At 40.6% G+C, this 22,954-nt stretch carries 13 protein-coding genes and 2 pseudogenes; all 15 read left to right on the forward strand.

Annotated features, from left to right (window positions below):
• The first annotated feature begins 18 nt into the window (after positions 1 to 18).
• Entirely contained in the window at positions 19 to 1,440 is a 1,422-nt protein-coding gene (locus QM738_RS13915; RefSeq protein WP_462277333.1) for a glycoside hydrolase family 43 protein, read from the forward strand.
• 62 nt (positions 1,441 to 1,502) lie between these two features.
• Positions 1,503 to 3,240, forward strand: a pseudogene (locus tag QM738_RS13920) (family 43 glycosylhydrolase).
• Between the two features lie 48 nt (positions 3,241 to 3,288).
• Positions 3,289 to 5,715, forward strand: coding sequence for an alpha-L-arabinofuranosidase C-terminal domain-containing protein (locus QM738_RS13925; RefSeq protein ID WP_462277334.1), 2,427 nt, complete (start codon positions 3,289 to 3,291; stop codon positions 5,713 to 5,715).
• Positions 5,716 to 5,759: 44 nt separating this feature from the next.
• Positions 5,760 to 7,346: a glycoside hydrolase family 43 protein gene (locus QM738_RS13930; protein ID WP_462277335.1), complete on the forward strand. Its 1,587-nt coding sequence runs from the start codon at positions 5,760 to 5,762 to the stop codon at positions 7,344 to 7,346.
• Positions 7,347 to 7,376: 30 nt separating this feature from the next.
• Positions 7,377 to 8,726 (forward strand): family 43 glycosylhydrolase, encoded by a 1,350-nt coding sequence (locus QM738_RS13935; RefSeq protein WP_462277336.1) that lies wholly within the window; start codon positions 7,377 to 7,379, stop codon positions 8,724 to 8,726.
• A gap of 83 nt (positions 8,727 to 8,809) precedes the next feature.
• Positions 8,810 to 10,873 carry an alpha-glucuronidase gene (locus QM738_RS13940; protein WP_462277337.1) on the forward strand — a complete coding sequence of 688 codons (2,064 nt, stop codon included), beginning with the start codon at positions 8,810 to 8,812 and terminating at the stop codon, positions 10,871 to 10,873.
• Between the two features lie 42 nt (positions 10,874 to 10,915).
• On the forward strand, positions 10,916 to 12,442 hold the full coding sequence (locus tag QM738_RS13945; protein WP_462277338.1) for an alpha-L-arabinofuranosidase C-terminal domain-containing protein: 1,527 nt from the start codon (positions 10,916 to 10,918) through the stop codon (positions 12,440 to 12,442).
• 46 nt (positions 12,443 to 12,488) lie between these two features.
• Positions 12,489 to 15,086, forward strand: coding sequence for a glycosyl hydrolase 115 family protein (locus QM738_RS13950; RefSeq protein WP_462277339.1), 2,598 nt, complete (start codon positions 12,489 to 12,491; stop codon positions 15,084 to 15,086).
• Positions 15,087 to 15,091: 5 nt separating this feature from the next.
• On the forward strand, positions 15,092 to 16,207 hold the full coding sequence (locus QM738_RS13955) for an endo-1,4-beta-xylanase (protein ID WP_462277340.1): 1,116 nt from the start codon (positions 15,092 to 15,094) through the stop codon (positions 16,205 to 16,207).
• Between the two features lie 21 nt (positions 16,208 to 16,228).
• Positions 16,229 to 17,659, forward strand: a complete 1,431-nt coding sequence (locus QM738_RS13960; protein WP_462277341.1) for an MFS transporter — start codon at positions 16,229 to 16,231, stop codon at positions 17,657 to 17,659.
• A gap of 26 nt (positions 17,660 to 17,685) precedes the next feature.
• On the forward strand, positions 17,686 to 18,720 hold the full coding sequence (locus tag QM738_RS13965) for a glycoside hydrolase family 43 protein (RefSeq protein ID WP_462277342.1): 1,035 nt from the start codon (positions 17,686 to 17,688) through the stop codon (positions 18,718 to 18,720).
• A gap of 9 nt (positions 18,721 to 18,729) precedes the next feature.
• Positions 18,730 to 19,590 carry a glycoside hydrolase family 3 protein gene (locus QM738_RS13970; RefSeq protein WP_462277343.1) on the forward strand — a complete coding sequence of 287 codons (861 nt, stop codon included), beginning with the start codon at positions 18,730 to 18,732 and terminating at the stop codon, positions 19,588 to 19,590.
• Positions 19,541 to 19,723 (forward strand): annotated as a pseudogene (locus QM738_RS13975) (hypothetical protein); the annotation flags it as partial. The gene QM738_RS13970 and the pseudogene QM738_RS13975, both read left to right, overlap by 50 nt.
• On the forward strand, positions 19,724 to 21,403 hold the full coding sequence (locus QM738_RS13980; RefSeq protein ID WP_462277536.1) for a glycoside hydrolase family 3 C-terminal domain-containing protein: 1,680 nt from the start codon (positions 19,724 to 19,726) through the stop codon (positions 21,401 to 21,403). It abuts the pseudogene before it with no gap.
• Positions 21,403 to 22,944 carry an alpha-N-arabinofuranosidase gene (locus QM738_RS13985; RefSeq protein WP_462277344.1) on the forward strand — a complete coding sequence of 514 codons (1,542 nt, stop codon included), beginning with the start codon at positions 21,403 to 21,405 and terminating at the stop codon, positions 22,942 to 22,944. Before QM738_RS13980 ends, QM738_RS13985 begins: the two co-directional genes overlap by 1 nt.
• Positions 22,945 to 22,954: the final 10 nt, after the last annotated feature.

Consider the following 22,954-nt stretch of genomic DNA (forward strand, 5'->3'; position numbering starts at 1 on the left):
GTAAATAGTAATTTGAAGATGTCAAAATATAAGATTGTTTTTAGTGTAATGATGTTTTTTTTAATCAGGGAGATATATGCCCAGAATCCTGTAATACAAACTCATTACACCCCTGATCCGGCGCCCATGGTATACAAGGACAGAATGTATATCTATACCGGTGATGATGTGCCTGGCTTCGATTTTTATTATATGACCAAGTGGCGGGTATATTCATCTGCTGATATGGTAAACTGGACTGATCACGGGGCACCCATCAGTTTGGAGACTTTTTCCTGGGCGATGGACAGGGCCTGGGCATCGCAGTGTATTGAGCGTAACGGAAAGTTTTATTGGTATACCTGTGTACAGACTGTCCAGAACAATATGGCAATCGGCGTAGCTGTTGGCAACAGTCCAACCGGCCCTTTTAAGGATGCTATTGGCAAACCATTAGTTACTACCGGCAGTTGGTCGAACATTGACCCGACTGTTTATATTGATGATGACGGGCAGGCATACATGTACTGGGGCAATAGTAAACTTTTTTATGTAAAACTGAATGCCGATATGGTTTCTTATTCAGGCGATATTGTTGAAGTGCCGTTAACGGTAGAAACCTTTGGGGGCGTACCCCGCCAGCGGCCGATGCCTGGGCAAAGCAATCAAAGCACACAGACAGCCCCAACCGTTCCCAACAAAGATATGTTTGTCGAAGCCCCATGGTTTTACAAACACAGCGGCATTTATTACCAGATGTTTGCAGGAATGGAAAAAGGTAAAGAGTGTCTTTCCTACTCTACAAGTACAGGTGCTACAGGCCCATGGAAATACCAGGGAAGGATTATGGTTGACCAGCCCACCAACAGTTTCACCAATCATGGAGGTATTATCGACTTCAAAGGAAAATCCTATTTGGTATACCATACAGCATTGCTCCCTGGTGGAGGAAGTTATGGCAGATCGACAGCAATAGAGGAATTTAAATACAATGCAGACGGCACTATTCCTAATATTAATATAAGCAGAGAAGGTCCGGTAGCTGTAGCTAACATTGATCCTTATAAACGCACTGAGGCGGAAACGATTGCCTGGTCTGCCAAATGCAAAACCGACGAAGACGACAAAGCGGGTGTGTATGTTTCTGAAATACGCAGCGGCGGATTTATAAAAGTAAAGTCAGTGGATTTTGGAACTACCGCTCCGAAAAATTTTACAGCCTCACTCGCAGCAGGTTTAGATGGGGGCATTTTAGAAGTCTATGTGGATAGTGTGAACGGACCAAAACTGGCCAGCATCAATCTTACCCGTACAGGCGGATGGAACAAATGGAAAATATTCAATAGTGAAATAACGGCTGACGTTACTGGTATTCGTGACCTGTATTTCTCTTTCAAAGGAAAGAACCTCACCGCAGGACGCAGGTTGTTCAACTTCGATTATTGGTTGTTTAAAAAATAATATAAATGAAAAAGAAAACGATATTAGTTGTATTAATGATAATGGGGTTGATACTGCCTGCAATGCTAAACGCACAAAATAACCCGATCATCAAAAATATTTTTACTGCAGATCCTGCGCCGCTGGTATATAAAGACACGGTTTTCCTGTATGCGGGAGAAGACACCGCTGCTGTCTCAACAAATGGCTACAGGATGCCTCACTGGAAAGTATTTTCTTCCACTGATATGGTAAAATGGACCGACCGGGGTGCAGCATTGAAGCCAACGGATTTTTCGTGGGCAGCTAAAGATGCCAATGCCGCACAAACCATTTACCGTAACGGAAAATTTTACTGGTATGTATCGGTGCTGCATAAAAAAGATGATAACAGTAATGGAGGTGTAGCCATCGGTGTGGCTGTTGCTGATCATCCAACCGGTCCATTTAAAGATGCCATTGGCAAAGCGCTTATCACTAATGATATGACCCGCGATCAGAAACATTCCTGGGATGACCTTGATCCGACTGTATTTATTGACGATGACGGACAGGCATATATTTTTTGGGGCAATGGCAGTTGTAAATGGGCGAAGCTGAAGGATAATATGATTGAGTTACAGGACAGCATACACACTTTTAAACCACAGAATTTTACAGAAGCTCCCTGGATATATAAACGCAACGGTTTGTATTACCTGGTATATGCCGCCAACTTTCCTGAAACTATAGAATATTGTACCTCAAGAAATATTACCGGACCATGGGAATACCGTGGCCTTATCCAGGACAAAGTAAAAAACAGCACTACTACACATCCGGGCATTATTGATTATAAAGGGAAGTCTTATTTCTTTTATCATAATGGCAGCCTGCCAACCGGCGGCAACTTTAGAAGGAGTGTTTGTATTGATTACCTGAATTATAATGCAGATGGTACTATCCAAAAAATTCCGGAGACCACGGAAGGTGTGGCAGCAGTCGTTCCAACACTTGCCGTACCTAAGAAACCGGATCCTAAGTTTTTCATCTATCTCTGCTTTGGTCAGTCGAATATGGAAGCAGGCGCAAAGCCAGAAAAACAGGATAGTGCAACCGTTGATAAACGTTTCCTGATGCTGGCCACTGTTGACAATTTTAAACTGGGCAGGGCAAAAGGCAACTGGTATGTTGCCGACCCCCCCATTAACAGACCAGAAAATAATATGGGGCCGGTGGATTGGTTTGGTCGTACAATGGTAGCCAATTTGCCTGAAGATTACCGTGTAGGTGTTATCAACGTATCTGTAGCAGGAGCCAAGATTGAGCTCTGGGGTGAGGACACTTATAAAACCTATCTTGACAGCGCTGCAAAATGGATGCAGAATATATGTAAGCAGTATGACGGTAACCCGTACCAGCGGCTGCTGGAAATGGCTAAAATAGCTCAGCAATACGGTGTCATAAAAGGCATACTGATACACCAGGGTGAATCAAATTCAACAGAATCCTGAATGGCCAAAAAAGGTGAAAGGTATTTATAGTGACCTTCTAAAGGAACTGCATCTCAAATCCAAAAAAATACCACTCCTTGCCGGTGAATTGAAAAGTAAAGAAGAACACGGGATTTGTTATGCATTCAATACAACAATACTGCCGCATCTGAAAGAAGAAATTGCTAATTCATATATCATTTCCTCCAGGGGAGTAAAAGGAACACCGGATCAGTTTCATTTTAATGTTACAGGTATGCGTGAGTTGGGACGCAGGTATGCTGTAAAAATGCTGGAATTGCAGGGCTTTTCATACAGCGAAAATAAAGGGCCGGCTCCTGCAAATTAACTTTAAAAAAACCGGACAAGGAAAAATGTAATCAATAAAACAAGTGTCATGAAGTTTAAACTTATTTCTTTTACAGGTCTTGCATTAACTCTTTGTGTTGCTGGTTTGCAGGCACAAACAAAAATAACAGTTGATGTCAATAAAACAGAACATAAAATTTCACCAACATTGTTCGGAATATTTTTCGAGGATATTAATCTTTCTGCTGACGGTGGTATTTACCCCGAACTCGTGCGCAACCGTTCTTTCGAAGATGCAGACAGCCTGCAGAACTGGAAGTTTACTTCCGTACACAAATCCACAGCAACAATAAGTGCCGCAGAGGTTTTATCAAGAAACCCAACAGCACCACTAAATCCCTTTAACCGTAAATCTCTTTTGATAAATGCAGCAGGTGATTTTAAATTAGAAAACACCGGCTATTGGGGAATCAATATCATCGCAGGCAGTAACTATGCTTTTACAATTGCGGTTCGTACTACAGCGACAGAAAATTATAAAGGGCCTTTAACGATAAGGCTGGTAAGTACCGGTGGCGCCACACTTGCAACTGGTGAAATAAAAGATTTCACAACAGCATGGAAATATCATCCCCTTACATTAACAGCATTGGCAGGCGACCCCAAAGCATATTTAGAAATTTCAGGTGAAGGAAAAGGCAAACTCTTTATTGATATGGTGTCATTAATGCCGCAAAAAACATGGAAGGATCATGGATTGCGTACCGACCTGGCTGAAGCCGTTAATGCATTACAGCCAAAATTCTTACGTTTTCCCGGCGGTTGTTGGGTGGAAGGCGAAGATTTTGAGCACATGTACAAATGGAAAAATACTGTAGGCAACCCTGATACAAGATTGCCTTTATGGAATATCTGGGGATACAATGCCACTAATGGTTTAGGTTATCATGAGTATTTGCAGATGGCAGAAGACCTGGGTGCAGAACCTTTATTCTGTATCAATGCTGGTGTATCGCACAGGGAAACTGTAACGGGAGAAAAGCTGGGGCCATGGATTCAGGATGCGCTGGATGCTATTGAATATGCTAACGGACCGGTTACTTCCGTATGGGGTAACATCCGTGCAAAAAACGGGCACCCGTTACCGTTTAATATGAAATATCTCGAAATCGGTAACGAGAATTTTGGTAAAGAGTATTACAGTAATTATGAAATGATTGCGAAAGCCGTGCTGGCAAAATATCCAGGCATGAAACTTATTGCCAATGACTGGTCTGGCGGTCATCCTGCAGAACCGCAACCAGAAATTATTGACGAGCACTATTATAATAATCCGGATTGGTTTGTTTTGAATGCAACGAAATATGACAGCTACAACCGCAAAGGTCCAAAAATTTTTATTGGAGAATATGCAGTTACCGGCAATACAGGCAAGGGAAATTTACGAGGTGCCATTGGCGAAGCGGCCTGGATGACAGGTATGGAACGTAACTCTGATATTGTTGAGATGGGGTCTTACGCACCATTGTACTGCAATACTAATCACCAGCGCTGGCCGATTAACCTGGTGAATTATGATAATTACCGGTGGTATGGTTTGCCCAGCTATTATGTCCAGCAGTTATTTGCTGCCAACCAGGGAACAGTAACCTTACCGGTAACTGTCGAAGGAGCCCCCGCAATTGAACTTCCCAATGCATCAGGACGTATTGGTCTGGGCACATGGAATAATGCAGCAGAGTTTAAAGACCTCAAAGTAACTGCACCTGATGGTACTGTTTTATTTCAGCCTGATTTTTCAAAAAACATTGATGAATGGACTAAAACGGGCCAGGGTGATTGGTCAGTACAGGATGGTATACTTAGACAATCGGCGCAAACACCAGGTGTTACTGCTTATGCAGGTGATACTACCTGGAAGGATTACACGATTGCATTGAAAGCACGTAAACTTTCAGGTGAAAATGGTTTCCAGATCTATTTTCATAACAAACGTAACAATGGCCGTATCCGGTGGGATATAGGAGGTTACAATAATTCCACCAACGAAATGCAGATCGGATTGAATGCGGGGAGTATGAAAGGAGAGGTCGAGACAGGGCGCTGGTACGATGTTAAACTGGAAGTAACAGCCAGCAGCGTGAAAGGATATTTAGATGGTAAACTTACGCAGGAGGTATCTGTAAGTAACCTGAATACAAAAGCTGTCTGCGCAAGTGCAGTAATGGATGAAAAATCAGGTGATATCATTGTCAAAGTAGTGAACACTTCTGACAGAGCTGTCAAAACACAGGTTTATTTAAAAGGTGCTGTGTCACCAGGCGTCCAAGGAACCGTGACAGTATTGACATCTGCCAGCCCACTGGACGAAAATTCACTGGACACTCCTATGAAAGTAGCCCCTAAAACTGAGACTATTACTGTGAAAGGAATGACCATCAACCGTTCGTTTCCCGCAAATTCATTGACGGTAATACGGCTGCCAACGATGAAACAGAGTATGGCGATAAAATGAAAAATCAGGAAAAGTATTTAACATTTAATAAAACGAATAAAGTAATGAAAAAAAATATTGCAGGATTTGTTGCCATCAAATTTGCCCTGTTTTCAGTTAGTGTTGCGACAGCGCAGCAGAAAGCGCATAACCCCCTGATATTCGCCGATGTGCCTGATATGTCTATGATGCGTGTAGGTAATACCTACTATATGAGCAGCACTACCATGCATTTCAATCCTGGTGTACCTATAATGAAATCGAACGACCTGGTAAACTGGAAACTGATCAATTATTGTTACGATACATTGGCAGATATCCCATCACTAAATCTTACTGATGGACGCGGCACTTATGGCCGTGGTTCATGGGCAAGCAGCATCCGTTACCATAACGGCACTTATTATGTTTCCACTTTTGCGCAAACAACCGGCAAAACATATATCTATTCCACAAAGGATATTGAAAAAGGTCCATGGAAAAGAGTAGCCTTTAAGCCAAGCTTTCACGATCATTCCCTGTTTTTTGACGATGATGGGAAAGTTTATATGTTATATGGAAATGGAAAGCTGAGCCTGGTAGAGTTAAACGAAGATCTTTCGGGCGTAAAAGAAGGCGGTATTAACCAGGTGGTGATAGAAAATGCAAGCCTGCCTGCTCTTAAAGAAGGCCAGCGTGGAGGCTTGGGTGCAGAGGGGTCACAACTTTTTAAAAAAGATGGTAAATATTACCTGTTCAATATTTCATGGCCTCCGGGAGGAATGCGTACGGTGCTTTTACACAGGGCCGATAAACTTACCGGGCCGTGGGAAGGGAAAGTAGGCTTTCAGGATCTTGGTGTAGCTCAAGGTGGATTAATAGATATGCCTGATGGTCGGTGGTTTTCTTATCTCTTCCGGGATTATGGTTCCGTAGGTCGTATACCTTACCTGGTTCCTGTTAAATGGGAAGATGGATGGCCGGTACTGGGAGTAAATGGTAAGGTCCCAGAAACACTTGATCTGCCATTAAACAAGAGTTTAATTCCCGGCATCGTTGCCTCCGATGAATTTAACCGTAAAAAAAAGGAGCCTGCATTACCGCTGGTATGGCAATGGAATCATAATCCCGATAACAGTTTATGGTCAGTCTCAGAACGGAAAGGTTTTTTGCGCTTAAAAACAGGAAGGGTAGATACATCATTTTTACTGGCACGTAATTCATTAACGCAACGTACAATCGGGCCGCTATGTTCAGGTGTTATTTCACTTGATGTGTCTGGTATGAAAGACGGAGATTTTGCAGGGCTTGCCTTATTACAGGCTCAGTTTGGACAAGTGGGTGTAAAAGTGGACGGCAGCAATAGAAATATTGTAATGATAAACGCCAGCACCAAAAAGCCTGTACAGGCAGCTAGCATACCTCTCAGTCAAAACATAGTTTTCTTTAAAGCTGAATGCAATTTTACCGATAAAAAAGATGTGGCCGATTTCTTTTATAGCCTGGATGATAAAACATGGTTACCCATCGGTACACAATTAAAAATGGCATATACCATACCTCAGTTCATCGGGTATCGTTTTGCACTTTTTAACTATGCGACCAGGGATACAGGAGGTTTTGCTGATTTTGATTATTTCAGAATTACAGAAACAATTTCAACAATAAAATAAGTCTTGGCTAAAACCAAATAATAATTGCAAATGAAACAACTGAATATAATAATTCTGGGCACAAGCCTCTTGCTCTCTGTCTTTAATGTAACAGAAGCACAAAATCCTATCGTGCGAAATCAATATTCTGCAGATCCTTCGGCCCGGGTATTTGGAGACAGGGTATACGTTTATCCATCGCACGATATACTGGCAACTGAAGGGAAAGGAAGGTTGGGATGGTTTTGCATGGAAGATTACCATGTCTTTTCTTCGGACAATTTAACAGAGTGGACTGATCATGGAATGATTATTTCGCAAAATAAAGTACCCTGGGTTAAACCGGATAGTTATAGTATGTGGGCTCCTGATTGTATTGAACGCAATGGAAAATACTATTTTTATTTTCCTACCTCCGCAAAGGATACCACAGCTTATGGACGTGGTTTCAGGATAGGCGTGGCTGTTGCTGATAAACCTACGGGGCCTTTTATTCCCGAGGCAGCACCTTTAAAAGATGTCCGTGGTATTGATCCCAATGTATTTATTGATAAAGATGGTCAGGCATACCTGTTTTGGTCTCAGGGAAATATTTATGGCGCAAAGCTAAAATCTAATATGCTGGAGTTGGATAGTGAAGTGAAAACACTTGGCGAACTGCCCGTAAAAGGATTAAAGGAAGGTCCCTATATGTTTGAACGTAATGGTACATACTATCTAACCTATCCGCATGTAGAAAATAAAATCGAAAGACTGGAATATGCTACAGGCGATAGTCCACTCGGACCATTTAAAGTTACCGGAGTTATTATGGATGAATCTCCAACAGGTTGCTGGACTAACCACCATTCTGTTATAGAATTTAAGAATCAATGGTACCTGTTTTATCACCACAACGATTACTCTCCTAAGTTTGATAAAGCACGTTCTATCAGGGCCGACAGTTTGTTCTTTAATGCTGATGGCACTATCAAAAAAGTAATTCCAACATTCAGGGGAATAGGATTAACTAAAGCATCAACTGAGATTCAGGTTGACAGGTATACGATGATAAGCGATAAAGGAGCATCTGTCGCATTTATTGATACGCTCAATAAATTTCAAGGATGGAAAATATTGTTTACAAACGCTGAAGCATGGACGCAGTACAATAGCGTTGATTTTGGTCAAAAGCCGTTTAAGAAAATTACAGTTCGGGCAAATTCGCAGGCAGGGGGTATGTTGCAGATCCGGGTGGGAAATATAAATGGAACTGTACTGGGGCAAGTAAACATTCCTAAGAGTGCAGATATGAAGATAGTCACTGTACCATTACTGAAATATAAAAATGGTATTCAGGATCTTTTCATCATTTCGAAAAATGACCAGCCATGTGAAGTCGACTGGATAAAATTTGAATAGCATTTACATGTTACTGATGTACGAAAAATGGTGATTAGTTAAATAATGTTAGAAATAATTTTTTATACAAATAAATTAATATCATGAAGGCGATAGTAGTTAATTTCTTGCTGCTTTTTTTTATTACAGGAATTTGCGCCCAGGATTCCCATCAATTGTGGCTAAGAAAAAAAACGGCAATTCCTGTAAACGTAATATGCACTAATAAATCAGCAACGGCAACTATAGCGATAAAGGAATTGCAACAGGGATGGCAGGGAAAGCGGGGAGCAAACATATCGCTTTTAATAAAAAAAGATAAGGCGTTAAAAGCTGATGGTTTCAGGCTGACGCAATCAAGTGTGGAAGCTAATACTGAATTAGGAATTTTATATGGAGCGTTTGAATTGTTACGAAGGCAACAAACAGGACAGCCGATTACCGAGGGCATCAGTAACCCTTCCTATGAAATAAGAATTCTGAATCATTGGGATAACCCCAATGGATCAATAGAAAGGGGATATGCGGGCTCATCAATATTCTGGCACAAAGACAGTTCGTTGATAGTTACGGATAATGATAAAATGCTTTGGCTGGAATATGCACGGGCAAATGCGTCAGTCGGCATTAATGCGACAGTATTAAATAATGTTAATGCTTCACCTTTAATGCTCTCTGCGGCCTACCTCGATAGAGTGAAAGCAATTGCAGATATATTTCGGCCCTATGGTATTAAGGTATACCTGTCAATAAAATTTTCATCTCCGGCTTTACTTGGAGGGCTGAAAACTGCTGACCCACTTGATACAAAAGTTATAGAATGGTGGAAAGAAAAAGCAAGGGAAATTTACTCGTTGATTCCTGATTTTGGTGGCTTCCTGGTAAAAGCAAGCAGTGAAGGGCAGCCTGGGCCACAGGATTATGGACGCACACATGCTGATGGGGCAAACCTGCTTGCAGATGCCGTTGGCAAATATGGAGGTATAATAATGTGGCGTGCTTTCGTGTACAGTCCTAACGATAAAGACAGGGCAAAACAGGCCTATAATGAATTCATTAATCTTGATGGCAAATTTCATGACAATGTAATCATACAGGTGAAAAACGGACCGATTGATTTTCAGCCGAGAGAACCATTTAGCCCACTATTTGGTGCACTTAAGCAAACATCAGTTATGCCTGAATTTCAGATAACGCAGGAATATCTTGGACATGCTGAACACCTGGTTTTTCTGTCGACAATGTGGGAAGAATGTCTGCAAAGCGATACCTATCAACAAGGCCCCGGCAGCACGGTTGCACGTTGTACAGATGGAAGTATCTATCTGCAAAAACACTCAGCTATAGCCGGAGTTGCCAATATTGGATTAGATACAAACTGGTGTGGACATGACTTTGCCCAGGCTAATTGGTATGCCTTTGGAAGGTTGGCCTGGAATAATAGTTTAAGTAGTGATCAAATAGCCGATGAGTGGATAAAACAAACTTTTTATCCTGATGTAACTGAAACGAAAATTTCGGCATTATACTCAAGCGAATGGCAGGTTAACTTTTTGGCCCCGGTAAAACAAATGATGCTGGAAAGCCGGGAAGCGGCTGTTAATTATATGATGCCACTCGGTTTTCATCATATTATGTCAGCAAATGAACATTACGGCCCGGGCCCCTGGTGGGCTCCTGCAAGGATGAGGGCAGACTGGACACCACCATATTACCACCAGGCAGATTCTGCCGGAGTCGGCTTTAATCGTACCAATACCGGCAGTAATGCCGTAAGTCAATACAGGGAGCCCCTTGCTTCACAATTTAATAGCGTTAACGATTGCCCGGAAATTTATTTGCTATGGTTTCACCATCTTCCATGGACTTACAAAATGAAAAGTGGAAAGACATTATGGGAAGAGATATGCTACCACTATGACAAAGGAATAAAACAGGTGCGGCAGTTTCAGAAAATTTGGGATAAAGTACAGCCGTATGTTGATAAAGAGCGATTCCTGTCGGTACAGCGTAAGCTGCGCAATCAAACTTCTAATGCTGTTTTATGGAAAGATGCTTGCTTACTCTACTTTCAGCAGTTTAGTCATATGCCCATACCCTATGAAATTGAGCGCCCCGTTAGCAACCTCGATGAAATTATATCGAATGATATGCGGAGGAGGAGATAAGACAAAACATAAAATTTATATCTAAAAAATAAAAATTTTTTTATGAAAAAATTACTCTTTGCAACACTTTTTGTAATGCCTTATAATTTAGTTGCTCAGACTGCGACTATAAAAATTGATGTGGAAAGAGTCATCGGGACAATTGATCCAAAAATCTATGGCGTTTTCATGGAGCCCATTCAAATCAGTGGAAGACGGGGTTTACCCGATTCACCAAGGTTAAATACGCTTTATGGCACTTTATATGATCCTTTGTCGCCAATGGCAGACGAAAATGGATTTAAGAAGAATTATATCGATGCAATGAAAGAACTAAAGGTGACCAATATGCGCTGGCCGGGAGGTAATTTTTTAATGGGCTATAATTGGCAGGATGGTATCGGTCCTAAGGACAAACGGCCTGCCCGAATCAATATGGCATGGGGAGGCATTGATGATAACCAAGTGGGAACTGACGAATGGTTTGCGTTAAACAAATCTTTAGGAACTGAAAATGTGGTTGCAGTTAATCTTGGTCTTGGCAATATTCAGGATGCAGCATACTGGCTGGAATACTGTAACTATCCGAAAGGAACATATTATTCCGACCTGCGTGCAAAAAACGGTCACCCCATACCTTACAAAGTTAAGATTTGGGACCTGGGAAATGAGGTAGACGGAAAGCCCTGGGAACTGGGACATAAAAATGCTGATGATTATGTTGAAGTAGCTAGGGAAGCTGCAAAAGCTATGCAGGCGGTTGATAATAGTGTTGAATTTGTTGGCTGCGGTTCTTCCTGGTATAGCAAGAATGGATGGGATGACTGGAACCGTAAAGTTTTAACAGGTATTGGAGACAAAATAAAATACCTTTCAATACACAGTTATTGGGAGAATTCGCCGGATTATTATATACATATGGGAGATGGCTCCAGAATTTTCGATGACAGGATTAAAATAACTGCCGGCGAGATTGAAGCAGTGTCCAATACACAGGGTTTTAAAAATCCCATTTATCTTTCTGTTGATGAATGGGGTGCTTTTGGAAGAAATTTTATGAGTGTCCTCCCAGTCGCGCAATCTTTCAATTCTTTTATACGTCATGCAGATGTTGTAAAAATGTCCAACTTCACGTTGCTGACATCACTCTTATCTAACAATCCTAAACAGGGAACATTCAAGTCTCCATTGTTTTATTTATTTAAGGCATATTCTAACAATTGCCTCGGTCTTTCAATTGATACTTATGTTGCTTGCGACACATTCAATACAGAAAAATATAAAGGCATACCTTATTTAGACGTTAGTGCAACTTATTCCAAAGACGCTAATATCGTTTTTGTAAATGTAGTGAACAGGCACAAGGACAAAGCTATCACTGCAGATGTTATAAGTATTTCTGGTGATTTTACTGGCAAAGCTGAAGGAAACGTCATAACCTGTAAAGACTTACAGGAGGCATTTGTATTTGAAAAAAAGGATCAGTATGCAACTTTAAAAACAAACACTGAAACAAAAAATAACAAGCTTACTTATAGCTTTCCTGCTCATTCTTTTACTCAGCTAAAGATTATGATCAAACAGAAATGATGTTAAAAGTATAAGTACGATAGTATTTAAACCAACTATTTGGAATATGAAACATAGAACAACAATTTATGGACAAAAAATAAGAGTGTTATTACTGACACTTCTGATATTCACTTTTATAAAAAGCAAAGCTCAACTGGTTTCAACTCAACCAACAAAACTTAATCTTGCTGATGCGGCAATATATGTAGACAGTTTAGAGGAAATACTCGTAAAGAGAGCGGCAGTATTATTGCAAGATGATATAGCAATGGTGACAGGTAAAAGACCTGAAGTGATTCATTCAATAAATAAGTTTTCTAAAAATATTATTGTTATTGGAACTTTGAATAGGTCTTCTTATATACAAAAACTGCAGAACCAAAAATTACTTCAACTGGATTCACTAAAAGGAAAGTGGGAAGCATACAACATCCGGACAATTGATGTATCAAAAAAAAATGAGCTGGCAGTAAACCTGTTTGTCATAACGGGAAGTGACAGGAGAGGAGCAGCTTATGGTGTTTTTGAATTGTCGAAACAGATTGGTGTTTCACCATGGTACTGGTGGGCCGATGTGCCGGTAAAAAAGAATGCAAATATTTATATCAATACCAAGATCGTTATTACAGACGCCCCCAAGGTGAAATACCGTGGTTTTTTTATTAATGATGAAGCGCCCTGTTTAAGTAACTGGTCAAAAGAAAAATTCGGGGGCTTTAATCACTTGTTTTACGAAAAAGTTTTTGAATTGCTGCTGCGCAATAAAGCTAATTACCTGTGGCCTGCTATGTGGGGTAGTGCATTCAATACTGATGATACTTTAAATCCTGTATTAGCTGATGAGTATGGAATTGTAATGGGTACCTCACATCATGAGCCCATGCTTCGGGCCCAACAGGAATGGAAAAAATTTGGTAAAGGTGCCTGGGATTATACCAAGAACGATACTGTTTTACGTGATTTCTGGAAAAAGGGTATTGAAAATATGCAGCAGCATGAAAGTATTGTAACCGTAGGTATGCGGGGAGATGGTGATATGCCAATGACGCAGGGAACTGCTACAGCGTTGCTGGAAAGAATTGTAGCCGATCAGCGTAGTATACTGGAAGAGATTACTAAAAAGCCGGCATCATCTATTCCCCAGTTATGGGCTCTGTATAAAGAGGTGCAGGATTATTATGATAAAGGAATGCGGGTACCCGATGACGTTACATTATTATTGTGTGATGACAACTGGGGTAATATACGCAAGCTGCCGAAGTTGGATGATAAACCAAGAAAAGGGGGATACGGCATTTATTACCATTTTGATTATGTAGGCGGGCCGCGAAACTATAAATGGCTTAACACAAATTCAATTCCAAGGGTATGGGAACAAATGCACATTGCTTATGAATACAATGTAAGAAATATCTGGATTGTAAATGTAGGTGATATAAAGCCAATGGAATATCCGATCAGTTTTTTTCTTGATTATGCATGGAATCCAGAAAAAATTGCAGCAAAAGATTTACAAAACTATGCTGAGCAATGGGCAGCAGCGCAGTTCGGAAAAACTTATGCCTCTCAAATTGCTGATATACTTTCTAAATACAGCATATATAACTCGAGGCGCAAACCGGAAATGGTGGATGCCAGTACCTATAGTTTTAATTATAACGAGTGGCCACGGGTGGTTGATGAGTATAATGAACTATTAAAAAAGGCTGAACATATCAATGAACTTTTGCCTGCCGCTTACAGAGATGCATATTTTCAACTGGTATTGCATCCGGTTAAAGCCTGTGCCAATTTAAATGAAATGTATTACAATGTGGCATTGAATAAAAAAGCTTACACCAATAAATGGGCTGTAGCCAATCAGTATGCCGATAAAGTAAAACAGTTATACATCAACGATTCTTTAATAACTCTTCAATATCATCAGTTAAATAACGGTAAGTGGAATTTCATGATGAGTCAGAAACATATTGGCTACAGAAGCTGGCAGGAACCAAGGTTTCAAACTATGCCGGAAGTAAAATACCTGTCTGAAGATTCCGCAATAGCCTTTGTTGATTCCCTGGTTAAACCGGTAAAAGCACAAAACCTGACTCAGGTATCCTACCCGGTTTTTTATGAACAGGATAAATATGTTTCAATTAATGCAGGGAATTTTTCCAAAGCTATTAACCGGCATGATATAAAATGGGAGTTATTACCTGCTTTTAGCAGAACAGGTACTATGGCAGTTACTACTTTGCCTGTTACAGCTACTCCCGTTCAACTGACTGGTAACTCTCCCTGTCTTGAATACGAATTTTACACGTACAGTAAAGGGCACTTTAGTTTAAATACTTACTTTTCTCCAACACTTAATTTTTTATACCTGCCTGACGGTTTTGAGTATGCGATTTCGGTTGATGATGAGGCGCCCCAGGTTATCAGTGTAAACAAAGAAGATAAGCCAACAGAAGGCGGAATAAACTATAAATGGGTTGGCGATAATATCATCATTAAAACATCTTCACATAATATACCATCCGCAGGAAAACACACGGTGAAATATTGGATGATAAACAGCGGACTGGTATTGCAAAAACTTACACTGGACTTTGGGGGCCTTAAGCCAAGTTACCTGGGGCCGCCGGAAACAATCAAATTGAATAATAATAAAAAATAAATTCTATGACACAAAGAAATGCCTTTGCAGCAGTATGTTATCTGTGCTTATTTGTTGCAGGATGTACATCAGGCAGGAAAGCTACCATCACTAAAGAGCCCCCTTCCTTAAAAGCATTGTACAAAAATGATTTCGGGATCGGTACTGCACTTAATACCGAACAGATAGAAGAAAAAGACCCTAAGGCGGCCGAATTGATTGCACGGCAGTTTAATATGGCTACTCCTGAAAACATCATGAAAGAAGAGATTATACATCCGGCCTGGGACACCTATAATTTTGATCTAGCTGATAAAATGGTAGAGTATTGTAAAAAGAATGACATCAAAGTGAATGCGCATACTTTGATATGGCATAGCCAAATGCCAGCCTTTGCGCGTAGAATACAAAGTGTGGATTCATTCAGGACATTTTTTACCAATCATATTAAAACTGTCGCAGGAAGGTACGATGGAAAAGTATATTCATGGGATGTAGTAAACGAAGCGTTGAATGAAGACGGTACTATGCGTAAATCAGTATTTCTTCAGAAACTGGGGGATGATTTCGTAACCGATGCTTTCCGAATTGCACAGGAAGCTGCACCACATACGCAACTGTATTATAATGATTACAATAATGAGCAGCCTGCAAAACGTGCAGGTTGTATTGCACTGATTAAAAAAATTCAGGCTGCAGGAGTACGTATTGATGGAGTCGGGATACAGGGGCATTGGCATCTGGGTAAGATCCCGTTAAAAGACATAGAGGAAAGCATTGTCCAATATTCAGCACTTGGTTTAAAAGTAATGTTCACCGAACTAGATATAGAAGTGCTTAACCGTAACTTTTCTGGTGCAGATGTAAGTCAGACCATGCAGGGCGGCTCATCAAACAATCCTTATGTTAATGGTTTACCCGACAGTGTGCAGCAAAAACTGGCAAGCGATTATGAAGCGCTATTCAGGCTGTTTCTTAAATATAAAAACAATGTTTCGCGGGTCACACTATGGGGGGTACATGACGGTCAAAGCTGGCTTAACGGATGGCCTGTGAGAGGAAGAACCAATTACCCTTTATTATTCGACAGAAATTATTTACCCAAGCCTGCATTTTATGCGGTGGCAGCTTTAAAAAAATAACCAACATTAAACCAGATTCAAATGAGTTCAAGCAATCAAAAATTATCTGTACTTGAAAAAGTGGGATACAGCCTTGGAGACCTGGCTGCTAACCTGGTTTTTCAGACATTAGTTACCTGGATATCTTATTACTACTTAAATATTTTTGGTTTGAAGCCCGAGCATGCTTCCATGCTTACACTAATAGTAGGCCTGGTGGCTGCATTTGCCTTTAATCCCGTTATGGGAGCCGTAGCAGACCGGACAAAAAGCAGGTGGGGTAGATTCAGGCCATGGATATTGTGGACTGCTGTACCATTAGGGGTGGTTTCTCTCCTTGCATTTAAAACACCTGCCTTTTCCTACCAGGGCAAAGTTATTTATGCCGTTATCACTTACGCGTTGCTGTTATTGTTGTATGCTGCAAATAATTTACCCTATTCTGCGTTGAGTGGTGTAATCACCGGTGACATGAAAGAACGTAACAGTATCGGTGCTTACCGTTTTGTTGCAGTAATGTTCGCACAGTTTTTTGTGCAGGTATTCATGTACAATTTTATTATTAAAGCAGGTGGCGGCGATAGCGTTGAAGCCAAAGCTATCGGAATTTCCAAAGTGATGACCGTGTTGGCCATTATAGGTACTGTTATGCTGGTAATATGTTTTTTAACTACCAAAGAAAGAGTAATTCCAAAACCGGAACAAAGATCAAGTTTAAAAGAAGATCTTGCTGATTTATTTAAAAACAGGCCCTGGATAATTATGCTCGTGGTGACGACCCTGGTATTTATAACGCTCGCCATGAAAGGAGGCTCTTATGTTTATTATTTTGAGAACTACGTCGATAAAACAGAACTAAGTAATTTTTTAGCACCCTTCAAAAAATTCCTGCCCACTTTTGAAAGTGATACTGCATTGGGCCTGGGAGTATTTAATGGTGGTGGTATTCTGGTAGGCCTGGTGGGTATTATGTTATCACAAAAGTTTGCCAATAAATATGGCAAACGCAATGTATTCATGACGTCATTATTCATTTCAACATTATTTATCGATTTTTTTTACTTCTTCCCGCCAAAATCAATCGGAGTAATTTTTGGTGCACAAGTATTGCATGGCTTCTTCTATGGCATCAGTACACCAATATTATGGACTATGATTGCTGACGTGGCTGATTATAGCGAATGGAAGAATAACCGTAGGGCAACAGCCATTATTTTTTCTGCTATGATGGTTGGGTTGAAAGCCGGACTCAGTATTGGCAGTTCATTAGTATCATGGATATTAGGTACATACGATTATGTGGCCAATAGTACTATAGGTCAAACAGACAGGGCTATTAGGGGTACAAAAATGCTGGTTAGCATTTATCCGGCAATTCCATTTCTTATTGCTGTAGGATTACTTTTCTTTTATAAAATAAATAAGAAAATGGAAGTCCAGATTGAGAGTGATTTAAAAGAAAGAAGAAAATAATTTCATAACTATAATCATAAAAGACAATGCCTGAGGATAACATTGATCATGTCAATTTTGATGACTTAAGCAAGAGAGCCATTTCGCAGCCTTTGATATCCCACATTTATACTGCGGATCCCTCGGCTCATGTATTTAATGGAAAAATTTATATTTACCCTTCACATGATATTGATGCCGGGGATGCTTTTGATGATTTGGGAAGTCATTTTGCCATGGAAGATTATCATGTCATATCAATGGATGGACCTCAAGGCGAAGTGACAGATCATGGCGTCGTATTGCATGTAGACGATGTACCCTGGGCGGACAAACAAATGTGGGCCCCGGATGCAGCAGAAAAGAATGGTATTTATTATTTATACTTCCCGGCAAAAGGCCATGACGGTATTTTTCGTATTGGTGTGGCTGTTAGCAGCAGACCTTATGGACCTTTTAGCCCGCAGCCTGAAGCGATCAAAGAGAGTTTTTCAATAGACCCTGCTGTATTCAAAGACGATAATGGAAAGTATTACATGTACTTTGGCGGTATTTGGGGCGGGCAATTACAACGCTGGAGAACCGGTACATTTAAAAGTGAACAGGCAGAGAGCCCAGTTGCATTTTTACCATCAGATGATGAGCCTGCTTTGTGTTCTAAAGTCGCAAAGCTTACTAGTGACTTACTGGAATTTGCTGAAACCCCGCAAGATGTATTGATCATTGATGAGGATGGTAAGCCATTATTGAGCGGAGATAAAGACAGACGGTTTTTTGAAGCTTCGTGGATGCACAAGTATAACGGCAAATATTATTTTTCTTATTCAACAGGGGATACACACTTTATTTGTTATGGTATCGGCGATACTCCGTATGGCCCCTTTAAATACGCCGGAAAAATCCTTGAGCCCGTAGTGGGCTGGACATCTCACCATTCAATTTGTGAATTTAGTGGTACATGGTATTTATTTTACCACGATAGTAGTTTAAGTAAAGGGGTTACTCACTTAAGATCAGTGAAGGTAACACCCTTGGAGTATGATGAGAATGGGTTTATCAAAACCATTAAACCTTATTTGTAAATTAAGAGTATGCTTTATAAAATAGTAAATAATGCTTCAGGTATCGTAAAAGTACAATTTATGAAATACTTTTCTTTCCTGCTTTTTATGCAACTGTTAGCAAAATTAGCCATCGGGCAGGAGTACAAAAAATATCCGATGTGGGATTATAACTTGCCCATGGAACAACGGGTAAACGATGTAGTTAGCCGTTTAACTCTTGAAGAAAAGGTACACCAAATGCTTAATGCCACGCCAGCTATACCACGACTTGGCATTTTAGCTTATGACTGGTGGAATGAGACATTACACGGAGTTGCAAGAACTCCCTACCATGTTACTTCTTATCCCCAGGCCATAGCCATGGCAGCAACATGGGACAGTAATTCTTTATACCGCATGGCTGATTATTCCGCTATGGAAGGCAGGGCGATACAAAATATGGCGATTGAACAGGGTAAAACAAAAGACCGCTATGTGGGATTAACTTACTGGACTCCCAACATAAATATATTTCGTGATCCACGCTGGGGAAGAGGGCAGGAGACTTATGGAGAGGATCCTTTTCTGACGGCCATGATGGCACGTGCTTTTGTAAGAGGGTTGCAGGGTGAAGATCCCAAATATTTAAAGGCTGCAGCCTGCGCAAAACACTTTGCAGTTCATAGCGGGCCAGAACCAAGCCGTCATGTGGATAATTTCGATCCCTCCACGTATGACCTCTGGGACACGTATTTACCTGCATTCAGAGAATTGATAACAAAAGCAAATGTGGCAGGTGTAATGTGTGCTTATAATGCTGTTAATACACAACCCTGTTGCGCCAATGATTTGTTAATAAATGATATCTCTGCGCAAGCAATGGCAATTCAATGGTTATGTTACCAGTGACTGCTGGGCCATTGATGATTTTTTCAAGTACCATAAAACGCATAAGGATTCCATTACTTCTGCAGTGGATGGTGTAATGCACGGAACAGATATTGAGTGCGGTACATCTGTATATTATACATTAATAAATGCCGTGAAACAAGGCCTGATCAGTGAAGCGCAAATAGATGTTTCGGTACGCCGCTTATTCACTATCCGCTATCGTTTAGGCATGTTCGATCCTCCGTCAATGGTAAAATATGCCAATGTATCTGCTTCCACCCTCGAAGCGCCGGAACATAAAGCGCTGGCATTAAAAATGGCTCAACAGAGTATTGTACTATTAAAAAATGCTGGCAATACATTGCCCTTAAATAAGAACAGCATTAAAAAAATTGCAGTAATTGGTCCCAACGCAGATAACCGGGTGGCGGTATTGGGTAATTATAATGGTATACCATCACAAATTGTTACCGTGCTCGATGGTATTAAAGAAAAATTGGGCGCAAATACTGAAGTAGTTTATGAAAAGGGAACAACATTTATTAACGATACCTTGCTTGTTTATGCTGATGTGAGCAGACAATTCAACTGGAATGGGAAACAGGGTTTTAAAGCAGAGTATTTTAATAACCGTGACCTGCAGGGCAATCCCGTTTCGACATTGACAGAGGCTTCTATCGAACATGCATGGCAGGAAGGTCAGGCTGTTATTGGAAATATTGTTGCAACTAATTTCTCAGCCCGGTATACATCTGATTTTACTGCAACAGCAGATGGTAGTATAACATTTGAAGTAGACGGGGATGATGGGTACCGGTTAAATATCAATGGAAAAGATGTGATTAACACATGGCTCCGTAACCGTATGGGAGCAAGAACTTTCAAGTTGCAGACAAAAAAGGATTCTGTTTACAGGCTTACGCTGGAATATTTTCAAGGTGCGGGAAAAGCGAATATTAGCTTACGGGCAGGAAATTTTGACCGTACCGATTACCTTTCATTGACTAATCGTGTAAAGGATGCAGATGTGATTTTGTATGTTGGAGGAATTTCTCCGCAACTTGAAGGCGAAGAAATGCCAGTTAATGCGACAGGTTTTAATGGGGGAGATAGAACCACGATACAACTGCCCGCAATACAAACTGAAATGATGAAAGCTTTGCATGCTACCGGAAAACCAGTAGCGTTTATTATGATGACCGGGAGTGCAATTGCAACACCCTGGGAAAGTGAAAATCTTCCTGCCATTATTAACGCCTGGTATGGAGGGCAAAGTGCCGGAACTGCTATTGCTGATGTTTTATTTGGGGACTATAATCCGGCTGGTCGGTTACCTGTTACATTTTATAAAACAGAAAAGGATTTGCCGGGATTCAGTGACTACAGTATGAAAGGCAGAACGTATCGTTACTTTAATGGAGACGCACTTTACCCTTTTGGATTTGGGTTAAGTTATTCATCATTTAATTATTCAGGGGCTAACATACCCGCCACGCTCAAAAAAGGGCAGAACCTGGTAGTTACATGCACTATTACCAATACAGGAAAGAGAGATGGCGAAGAAGTTGCTCAGCTATACCTGGCATATCAGAAAATACCGGAGCGTGCTCCTTTGAAAGCTTTAAAGGGATTTAAAAGAATTTTTCTAAAGGCAGGGGAATCAACAAAGATATCATTTACACTTAATCCTGAACAACTGTCCCTGGTAGATATAAATGGAAAAATGTATCAGCCTTCAGGAAAACTGAGCGTAAGTGTTGGAGGAGGGCAACCAGGAGTAAAAAATAAAACCACATCAAACGTTTTAATAAAAACACTAACCATTCAATAATGAAAAGATTTTTAATAATTGCCTGCTTTATGGCATTTACTGCCATAGCAGCCGCTCAAAACACTATCTCGATTGATGTAACCGGGGCAAAAGATACGATTAGCAGGTTCATTTACGGCCATTTTTCAGAGCACCTTGGTCATTGTATTTATGATGGATTTTATGTAGGAGAAAACAATAAATCGATACCTAATAAAAATGGTGTAAGGCTTGACGTTATTGCGGCACTTAAGAAAATGAAAATACCTGTACTTCGTTGGCCGGGTGGATGTTTTGCAGATACTTATCATTGGCGTGACGGCGTTGGGCCTAAAGAAAAAAGACCAAGCATGCTTAATGTGTGGTGGGGTAATGTAAAAGAAGATAACAGCTTTGGAACAAACGAGTTTCTAAATATGTGCGAAGAGCTAGGCGCAGAACCTTATCTAAGCGGAAATGTTGGAAGCGGTACACCACAGGAATTGACTGATTGGGTGAAATATACCACTTATCCAAACGGCAGCAGCCCTATGACAGATTTTCGAATGGCCAATGGTAGAACCACACCATGGAAAGTTGGTTTTTGGGGGTTGGGTAACGAAGCCTGGGGCTGTGGTGGTAATATGAAAGTTGAACACTACGTAGATGTGTACCGCCAGTATGCAACTTTTATGACTGACTGGAACAACAGCGATAAATTATATCGTATTGCCAGCGGTGCAAGTGATAATGATTATCACTGGACAGAAGTATTGATGAAAGAATTGCCTGCCAATATGTTTGATGCATTGGGATTGCATCATTATAGTGTGATTGATTGGAATAAAAAGGGGCCTTCTACTAACTTTTCAGAAAAGGAATATTTTATTACCATGCAAAGAGCTTTACTTATGGAGGAACTGGTGACCAAGCATAGTGCTATCATGGATAAGTATGATCCTAAAAAGAAAAAAGCATTGGCTGTAGATGAATGGGGCGGATGGTATGATGTTGAACCGGGAACCAATCCTGCTTTTTTATTTCAGCAGAATACAATGCGGGATGCTATGATCGCTGGCAGCAACCTCAACATCTTCAATAATCATGCGGACAGGGTGAAGATGGCTAACCTGGCCCAGGTGATCAATGTATTGCAGGCAGTGATTTTAACTGACAAAGAAAAAATGATCCTTACACCTACGTATCACGTAATGGAAATGTACAACGTACACCAGGATGCATTAATGCTGCCGCTCAAAGTTACTAGCGTAGATTATGTTTTGGGTAAGGATAAATTAAAAGCAGTGAATGCTTCGGCATCAAAAGATAAGAATGGACTGACACATATATCTTTAGTAAATATCGATCCCAATAAAGAACAAACTGTAACTATTAATATTAAGGGAGCTTCTTATAGCTCAGTTAGTGGCAGGATTTTAAAATCAGGCCGGATGCAGGATTATAATAGTTTTGATAACCCTGAGAAAATAAAACCAGTAAATTTTGAAGCGGTAACACTGGCAGGTAATAAGCTAGTCGTAAAAATTCCTGCAACAAGTGTTGTAGTTCTTGAATTAAAGTGATCTGCAGTTG

Source organism: Ferruginibacter sp. (genome assembly GCF_049840995.1).
In the GTDB taxonomy this organism is placed as follows: Bacteria; Bacteroidota; Bacteroidia; order Chitinophagales; family Chitinophagaceae; genus Ferruginibacter.

Excerpts from the sequence above, each read along its gene's own strand:
- QM738_RS13915 (WP_462277333.1), top strand. The coding sequence starts at position 19 with ATGTCAAAATATAAGATTGTTTTTAGTGTAATGATGTTTTTTTTAATC.
- QM738_RS13925 (WP_462277334.1), top strand. The coding sequence starts at position 3,289 with ATGAAGTTTAAACTTATTTCTTTTACAGGTCTTGCATTAACTCTTTGT.
- QM738_RS13930 (WP_462277335.1), top strand. The coding sequence starts at position 5,760 with ATGAAAAAAAATATTGCAGGATTTGTTGCCATCAAATTTGCCCTGTTT.
- QM738_RS13935 (WP_462277336.1), top strand. The coding sequence starts at position 7,377 with ATGAAACAACTGAATATAATAATTCTGGGCACAAGCCTCTTGCTCTCT.
- QM738_RS13940 (WP_462277337.1), top strand. The coding sequence starts at position 8,810 with ATGAAGGCGATAGTAGTTAATTTCTTGCTGCTTTTTTTTATTACAGGA.
- QM738_RS13945 (WP_462277338.1), top strand. The coding sequence starts at position 10,916 with ATGAAAAAATTACTCTTTGCAACACTTTTTGTAATGCCTTATAATTTA.
- QM738_RS13950 (WP_462277339.1), top strand. The coding sequence starts at position 12,489 with ATGAAACATAGAACAACAATTTATGGACAAAAAATAAGAGTGTTATTA.
- QM738_RS13955 (WP_462277340.1), top strand. The coding sequence starts at position 15,092 with ATGACACAAAGAAATGCCTTTGCAGCAGTATGTTATCTGTGCTTATTT.
- QM738_RS13960 (WP_462277341.1), top strand. The coding sequence starts at position 16,229 with ATGAGTTCAAGCAATCAAAAATTATCTGTACTTGAAAAAGTGGGATAC.
- QM738_RS13965 (WP_462277342.1), top strand. The coding sequence starts at position 17,686 with ATGCCTGAGGATAACATTGATCATGTCAATTTTGATGACTTAAGCAAG.
- QM738_RS13970 (WP_462277343.1), top strand. The coding sequence starts at position 18,730 with ATGCTTTATAAAATAGTAAATAATGCTTCAGGTATCGTAAAAGTACAA.
- QM738_RS13985 (WP_462277344.1), top strand. The coding sequence starts at position 21,403 with ATGAAAAGATTTTTAATAATTGCCTGCTTTATGGCATTTACTGCCATA.